This window comes from Roseomonas sp. TF40 (genome assembly GCF_057219975.1).
In genome coordinates, this window is record NZ_JBXVVR010000012.1 from 120,525 (window position 1) to 127,647 (window position 7,123).

The 7,123-nt window shown below is 70.0% G+C and carries 5 protein-coding genes; 1 reads left to right on the forward strand and 4 read right to left on the reverse strand.

Annotated elements, in window-relative coordinates; all coding sequences use genetic code 11:
* Positions 1-110: 110 nt before the first annotated feature.
* The 4 genes from gap to AC2D9U_RS23710 all read right to left on the reverse strand — a co-directional run bounded on the left by gap (position 111) and on the right by AC2D9U_RS23710 (position 6,103).
* Complete coding sequence (gap, locus tag AC2D9U_RS23695; protein WP_484753963.1) at positions 111-1,130, reverse strand: type I glyceraldehyde-3-phosphate dehydrogenase; 1,020 nt, start codon at positions 1,128-1,130, stop codon at positions 111-113.
* A gap of 19 nt (positions 1,131-1,149) precedes the next feature.
* Positions 1,150-3,195 carry a transketolase gene (gene tkt / locus AC2D9U_RS23700; protein ID WP_484753965.1) on the reverse strand — a complete coding sequence of 682 codons (2,046 nt, stop codon included), beginning with the start codon at positions 3,193-3,195 and terminating at the stop codon, positions 1,150-1,152.
* A gap of 72 nt (positions 3,196-3,267) precedes the next feature.
* Positions 3,268-4,998, reverse strand: coding sequence for a cation:proton antiporter domain-containing protein (locus tag AC2D9U_RS23705; protein ID WP_484753967.1), 1,731 nt, complete (start codon positions 4,996-4,998; stop codon positions 3,268-3,270).
* Positions 4,999-5,029: 31 nt separating this feature from the next.
* Positions 5,030-6,103, reverse strand: a complete 1,074-nt coding sequence (locus tag AC2D9U_RS23710; protein ID WP_484753969.1) for a calcium:cation antiporter — start codon at positions 6,101-6,103, stop codon at positions 5,030-5,032.
* 187 nt (positions 6,104-6,290) lie between these two features.
* Between AC2D9U_RS23710 and AC2D9U_RS23715 the strand changes: the two genes are divergently transcribed.
* Positions 6,291-7,043, forward strand: a complete 753-nt coding sequence (locus tag AC2D9U_RS23715) for a VIT1/CCC1 transporter family protein (protein ID WP_484753971.1) — start codon at positions 6,291-6,293, stop codon at positions 7,041-7,043.
* Positions 7,044-7,123 lie beyond the last annotated feature (80 nt).

The following is a 7,123-nucleotide window of genomic DNA, read 5'->3' on the forward strand; positions in this document are numbered from 1 at the left end:
TCTAGAGCAATATGCGTTCAGATGGGATCATCTGAACGCATTTCTTGCTCTAGATTCAATAACTTCTAGAGCACGAGCTGCGTTCACCAGAACGCAGCGTGCTCTAGGTCTCAGAGCTTGCCGAACAGCGCGGCCGTGTCGCTCATGCGGTTCGAGAAGCCCCACTCATTGTCGTACCAGGACAGCACGCGCACGAGCCCGCCATCCACCACCTGCGTCTGCGTCGCATCGAAGGTCGAGCTGGCGGGGTTGTGGTTGAAGTCGATGCTGACGAGCGGGGCGGTGTTGTAGCCGAGGATGCCCTTGAGCGGGCCGGATTCGGAGGCCGCCTTCATCGCCGCGTTCACGGCTTCCTTCGTCACGCCTTCCTTCGCCGGCACGAAATCCAGCGAGACGAGGGAGACGTTGGGGGTCGGGATGCGGATCGCCGTGCCATCGAGCTTGCCCTTCAGCTCGGGCATCACGAGGCCCACCGCCTTGGCGGCACCCGTGCTGGTCGGGATGGCGGAGACAGCGGCCGCGCGGGCGCGGTGCAGATCCTTGTGCAGCGTGTCGACCGTGTTCTGGTCGCCCGTATAGGCGTGGATGGTCACCATGTAGCCGCGCACGATGCCGAAATTGTCGTGCAGCACCTTGGCGATCGGGGCGAGGCAGTTGGTGGTGCAGCTGGCGTTGGAGATGACGGTCATGTCCTTCGTCAGCGTGCCCTCGTTCACGCCATAGACGATGGTGGCGTCGGCATTGTCGCCCGGCGCCGAGATGATCACCTTGCGGGCGCCCGCGGTGATGAGTGCGGAGGCCTTCTCCTTGCTGGTGAAGATGCCGGTGCATTCCATCGCCACATCGACGCCCTGGAAGGGCACCTTGGTCGGGTCGCGCTCGGCGCTGACGACGATCGGCGCATAGGTGCGGCCGTTGGCGGTGATGATGATCTTGTTGCCATCCACGGCGACCTCGCCGGGGAAGCGGCCATGCACGCTGTCATAGCGGAACAGGTGCGCATTCGCCTCGACGCTGCCGAGGTCGTTGATGGCCACGCACTCCACATCCGTGCGGTTGCTCTCGATCATGGCGCGCAGCACGAGGCGGCCGATGCGCCCGAAGCCGTTGATGGCGACCTTCACCGTCATATCCGTCTTTCCCCTTTGCTCAACCGAGTTTCTTCTTCGCGGCGGCCACCACGGCCTCCGCGGTGATGCCGAAATGGCGGAACAGGTCCTCCGCGGGGGCCGAGGCACCGAAGCCGCTCATGCCGATGAACACGCCATCCGGGCCGAGCCAGCGTTCCCAGCCCATGCCGATCGCGGCCTCGATGCCGATGCGCAAGGATTGGCCCAGCACCTGCTCGCGCCAGCTTTCATCCTGATGCGCGAAGAGTTCCCAGCAGGGCAGGGACACCACGGCGGTGGCGATGCCCTCTTCCTCCAGCGTCGCGCGGGCGGCCATCGCCAGATGCACCTCGGAGCCGGTGGCGATCAGCGTCACACGGCGCGGGCCGGAGGCTTCCGCCAGCACATAGCCGCCGCGGGCGGAGCGGTTCTCGCCCGCCTCCTCGCGCAGCGCGGGCAGGTTCTGACGCGTGAGGGCCAGCACCGAGGGACCATCCGCGCGCTTCACGGCGAGTTCCCAGCACTCGGCCGTCTCCAGCGCATCGGCGGGGCGGAAGACGTTGAGGTGCGGGATGCAGCGCAGCGAGGCCAGGGTCTCCACCGGCTGGTGCGTCGGCCCGTCCTCGCCCAGGCCGATGCTGTCATGCGTCAGCACATGGATCACCCGCTGGCGCATCAGCGCGGCCAGGCGGATGGACGGGCGCATGTAGTCGGCGAAGACCAGGAAGGTGCCCGAATAGGGGATGATGCCGCCATGCAGCGCCATGCCGTTCATCGCCGCCGCCATGCCGTGCTCGCGCACGCCGTAATGGATGTAGCGGCCCGCGAAATTGCCCGGCGCGATGGCCGGGATGCCCTTCACATTGGTGTTGTTCGACCCGGTGAGGTCGGCCGAGCCGCCGACCATCTCGGGCACCGCGGGCACCAGCGCCTCCAGCGCGCGCTGGCTGGCGATGCGGGTGGCGATCTTGGGCTTGTCGATCGTCTGCTGCTGGCGCAGCGCGGCGAGCGGCTCGTGCCAGGCCTCGGGCAGCTTGCCGGCGATGGCGCGGTCGAATTCCTCGCGCGCCGGATGCTTGGCGAGGCGCTTGAGCCAGGAGCGGCGCGTGCCGCCGCCGCGCCGGCCGGCTTCCTCCCAGCGTGCCTTCAGCCCCTCGGGCACTTCGAAGGGCGGGTGGTTCCAGCCCAGCGCGGATTTCGCCGCCGCGGCCTCGGCCGCCCCCAGCGGGCTGCCATGGCTCGCCGCCGTGCCGGCCTTGGTGGGGGCGGCGAAGCCGATGATGGTGCGGCAGGCGATCAGCGTGGGCTTGCGGTTGCGCATCGCCCAGGACATGGCCGCGGCGACCTGCTCATGGTCATGGCCATCCACGCGCCGCACCGCCCAGCCATAGGCCGAGAAGCGCTTCAGCGCGTCATCGGAAAGCGAGATCGAGGTCGCGCCATCGATCGAGATGTCGTTGTCGTCGTAGAGCACGCAGAGCTTGTCGAGCTTCAGATGCCCCGCGAGGCTCGCCGCCTCATGGCTGATGCCCTCCATGAGGTCGCCATCCGAGGCGATGACCCAGGTGCGGTGATCGACCAGCGACTTGCCGAAGCGCGCGGCGAGGATCCGCTCGGCGATGGCCATGCCCACCGCGGTGGCGATGCCCTGGCCGAGCGGGCCGGTCGTGGTCTCGATGGCCGGGTGCTCGCCATGCTCGGGGTGGCCGGCGGCGGCGGCGTGGAGCTGGCGGAAGCGCTTCAGCTCCTCGATCTCCATGCCGGCATGGCCGGTCAGGTGCAGCAGGGCATAGAGCAGCATCGAGCCATGGCCGGCGCTGAGCACGAATCGGTCGCGGTCGGGCCAGCTTGGATCGGCGGCGTCGTATTTCAGGAAGCGCGTGAAGAGCACGGTGGCGACATCGGCCATGCCCATGGGCATGCCGGGATGGCCGGATTTCGCCTGCTCCACCGCATCGATGGCCAGGGCGCGGATGGCATCCGCCAGGCGCCGGTCCTCGGTGGCGGGACGGGCGAGCAGCAGGGCCTGGGCCGCCTGGGCTGGGGTGGGCGTGCCGCTTGCCGGCGCGGTGTCGATGCTGGCCAAGGTGTGGCGTCTCTTCTCAACAATGGCGCGCGCTATAGGGCCGGGGCGGGCGGGGGGCAACCCGCGGCAGGTTCAGGACGGGGCGGCGCTGGCCGCCTCCAGCATGCGGTGCGCGATCTCGCGCTCGCCCATCACGGTCAGCGTGGCCCCGAGGCCATCCAGATGCGCCACCGCTTCCTCGGAATGGGCGCGGGCGAGGATGGGCAGGGAGGGGGCGGCGGCGCGGGCCTGCTGCACCACCTGCCCGGCCTCGAAGGCCTCCGGCACCGTCACATAGAGCCGCCGCGCCACGGGCAGGCCGGCGGCGGCCAGCACCTCGGGGTCCGCGGCATTGCCCTCGATCACCTCGCAGCCGAGCGCGCGGGCCGCTTCCAGCGCCGCGCCCTGGTCCTCGATGACCAGCACCGGGCGGCCCTGCGCGCGCAGCCCGGCCGCGATCAGCGTGCCGACGCGGCCATGGCCCACGATGATCTCATGGTCCGACAGCCCGGTGGGGGTCAGCCCGGCCGGCTCGGGCTCGGGTTCGGGCGCAGGCTCGGGCTCCGGTGCGGGCGCGGGCGAAGGGGCGGGGGCCGGCGCGGGCGCGGGGGGCGGGGCTGGCGCGACCGCGGCCAGGCGCCGGGCGCGGCGGCGCTCGGCCAGCGTGAAGAGCGGCGGGTTGAGCAGGATCGAGAGGATGGCCCCGGCCAGCACCGTGTCGCGCGCCTCGGGCGGCAGCAGGCCGAGCGCGGCACCCAGGCCCACCAGGATGAAGGAGAACTCGCCAATCTGCGCCAGCGCCGCCGAGACGGTGAGCGCGGTGGCCGAAGGGTGGCCGAAGGCGCGCACCAGCCAATAGGCGGCGGCCGACTTGCCCACCACGATGATCAGCACCGTGGCCAGCACCGCAAGCGGGTGCTCGACCAGCACGCCCGGGTTGAACAGCATGCCGACCGAGACGAAGAACAGCACCGCGAAGGCGTCGCGCAGCGGCAGCGCCTCTTCCGCCGCGCGCTGGCTGAGCTTGCTCTCGCCCAGCACCATGCCGGCGAAGAAGGCGCCCAGCGCGAAGCTGACATCGAACAGCTTGGCCGCCCCGAAGGCCACGCCCAGCGCCACCGCATAGACCGCAAGGCGAAACAGCTCGCGCGAGCCGGTATGGGCCGCGTCATGCATGATCCACGGGATCACCCGCCGCCCGGCGAGCAGCATGATGGCGACGAAGGCCGAGACCTTGAGCAGCGTCAGCCCCACCGTCGCCGCCATCTGGGAGAGATTCGCCCCCGCCCCCCCGGCGAGCGCCGGCGCCAGGGTGGGCAGCAGCACCAGGGCGAGGACCATGGCGAGGTCCTCCACCACCAGCCAGCCCACCGCGATGCGCCCACGTTCCGAATCGAGGATGCGCCGTTCCTGCAGCGCGCGGACCAGCACGACGGTGGAGGCGACGGAGAGTGCGAGGCCGAAGACCAGCCCCGCCCCCGCGCCCCATCCCATCGCCAAAGCGAGCGCCATGCCGAGCGCGGTTGCCACCGCCATCTGCAGGATGGCGCCGGGCACGGCGATGTTCTTCACCCGCATCAGGTCGCCGACCGAGAAATGCAGCCCGACCGCGAACATCAGCAGGATGACGCCGATCTCGGCCAGCTCGTTCGCCAGCGCCTGGTCGGCCACGAAGCCGGGCGTGAAGGGCCCCACCGCGATGCCCGCCAGCAGGTAGCCCACCAGCGGCGAGACGCGGAACCGGTGCGCCAGCCTGCCGAAGAGGAAGGCGATGACGAGGCCCGCGGCGATGGTCGCGATCAGCGGCGTATGATGTTCCGGCATGCGAAGGCTTTGCCGTGCCGAGATGGTTTCTTCAAGGCGCGAAGATCAGGAACACCCAGGTCGCGAGCAGGATCAGGTGCACCACGCCGGAGAGCAGGTTGGCCCGCCCGGTGCCATAGGTGATCACCGCCATCATGAAGGACAGCGCCAGCAGCATCGTCTCGCCCTGGCCGATGCCGAGTTCCAGGCGGATGTCCATCCACCAGGACACCAGCGCGACCAGCGGCATGGTCAGGCCGATGCTGGCCACGCCCGAACCGAGTGCGAGGTTGATCGAGGTCTGGAGCCGGTTCTGCGTCGCTGCCCGCAGCGCGGCTGCTGTCTCGGGCATCAGCACGATGCCGGCGACGATCACGCCGACGATGGCCGCCGGCGCGCCCACGGCCTGGACCCCGCTCTGGATGAAGGGGGAGAAGGCCTTGGCCAGCAGCACCACGGCACCGAGCGAGAGCAGCAGCAGCCCGAGCGCCGCCAGGGCGAGCCCGCCCGGCGGGCGCGCGCCCCCCGGTGCCTCGGGCAGGTTGGGGGTGAAGAATTCGCGGTGCCGCACCGTCTGGACGAAGGTGAAGGCGAGGTAGAGCGCGAGGCAGGCGCCGGCGACGAAGATGAGCTGCGCCGTGCTGTAGAAGGGTCCGGGCGCGCTGACGGTGTAGTTCGGCAGCACCAGCGTGATGGCCGACATGGGCAGCAGCACGATCAGGAAGGCCTGCGCGCCCTGGGTGCGATACTGCTGCTCGCGGTGGCGCAAGGAGCCGACCACGATGCACAGCCCCGCCAGCCCATGCAGCACCAGCACGATCACCGCGTGCAGCGTGTCGCGCACCATGGTGGGGGCCGGCTTGTCACCGAGCAGGACGGAGACGATCAGCCCGGCCTCGATCACCGTCACGGCCAAGGCGAGGATCACCGCGCCGAAGGGCTCGCCGACCCGCAGCGCGACCACCTCGGCATGATGGACTGCGGCCATGACCGCGGCGATCAGCGCGACGGCAATGGCGAGCCCCACCATCGCGCCGCCCGCCTTGGCCAGCAGCAGGTAGACGGCAAGCCCGGCCACGGGTGCGGCCATGGACCAGAGCGGGATGCGCGCATGTGCGTGTGCCATGATGGCAATCTAGCCGCTGCGCCGGATTGCGCCACTAGAGCCCTGTCGACGAACACCGATTCAGCGTTTGTCGATCGTCCTATGGGTCCGATCTCCTCCAGAGCCCGGGCTCGATCCCTCCGGATCGATCCTGCGCCCGGCCCGGTAGGGCGTGACGCGACGCGTGCCGGGGCTGTAAGCTCGGGGCATGTCCGACGCATCTCCCCTTGCCGAGCCGACCCGCGATGGCCTGCCGCCCATGCCCGCGGGCCCGCCGCATGAGGAACGCCACTTCACCCAGAACGCGACGGTGCGCGACCTCGTCATCGGCACCGCCGATGGCCTGACCGTGCCCTTCGCGCTGGCTGCAGCACTTTCCGGCGCGGTCGCCGCCAACCCGCTGATCGTCACCGCGGGCCTGGCCGAGATCGCCGCGGGCTGCGTGGCGATGGGCCTGGGCGGCTACCTCGCCGCGCGCACCGATGCCGAGCACTACGCCGCCGAGCGCAAGCGCGAGGAGGAGGAAAGCCACCTCTACCCCGAGCGCGAGAAATGGGAGGTCGCCGCCATCCTCCATCGCTACGGCGTTCGGGGCGAGGTGCTGCGCCAGGCGGTCGAGGCGATCGCCTCCGACCGGCGCAAATGGGTGGATTTCATGATGCGGTTCGAACTGGAACTGACCGAGCCCGATCCGAACCGGGCCGCGGTTTCCGCGGCGACCATCGGCGGCGCCTATGTGGTCGGCGGGCTGATCCCGCTTTTCCCCTACATGATCTTCAGCACCACGGCGCCCGCGCTGCTGCTCTCCTCAGGGCTGACGGGCATCGCGCTGTTCGGCTTCGGCTGGCTGAAGGCCGCGGCCACGGGCCTGCCGCGGCTGCGCGGCGCGGTGCAGACGCTCGCCATCGGCGGCACCGCCGCCGCCGTGGCCTATTTGGTGGCAAGTCTCTTCGGCCACTGAGCTAGGTGTTTAGTCCCGGCATTTGGTGGTGCGGATTTTGTGTGAAGCGGTCGGGCTGGTCTGCCCACGCCTTGCAGATG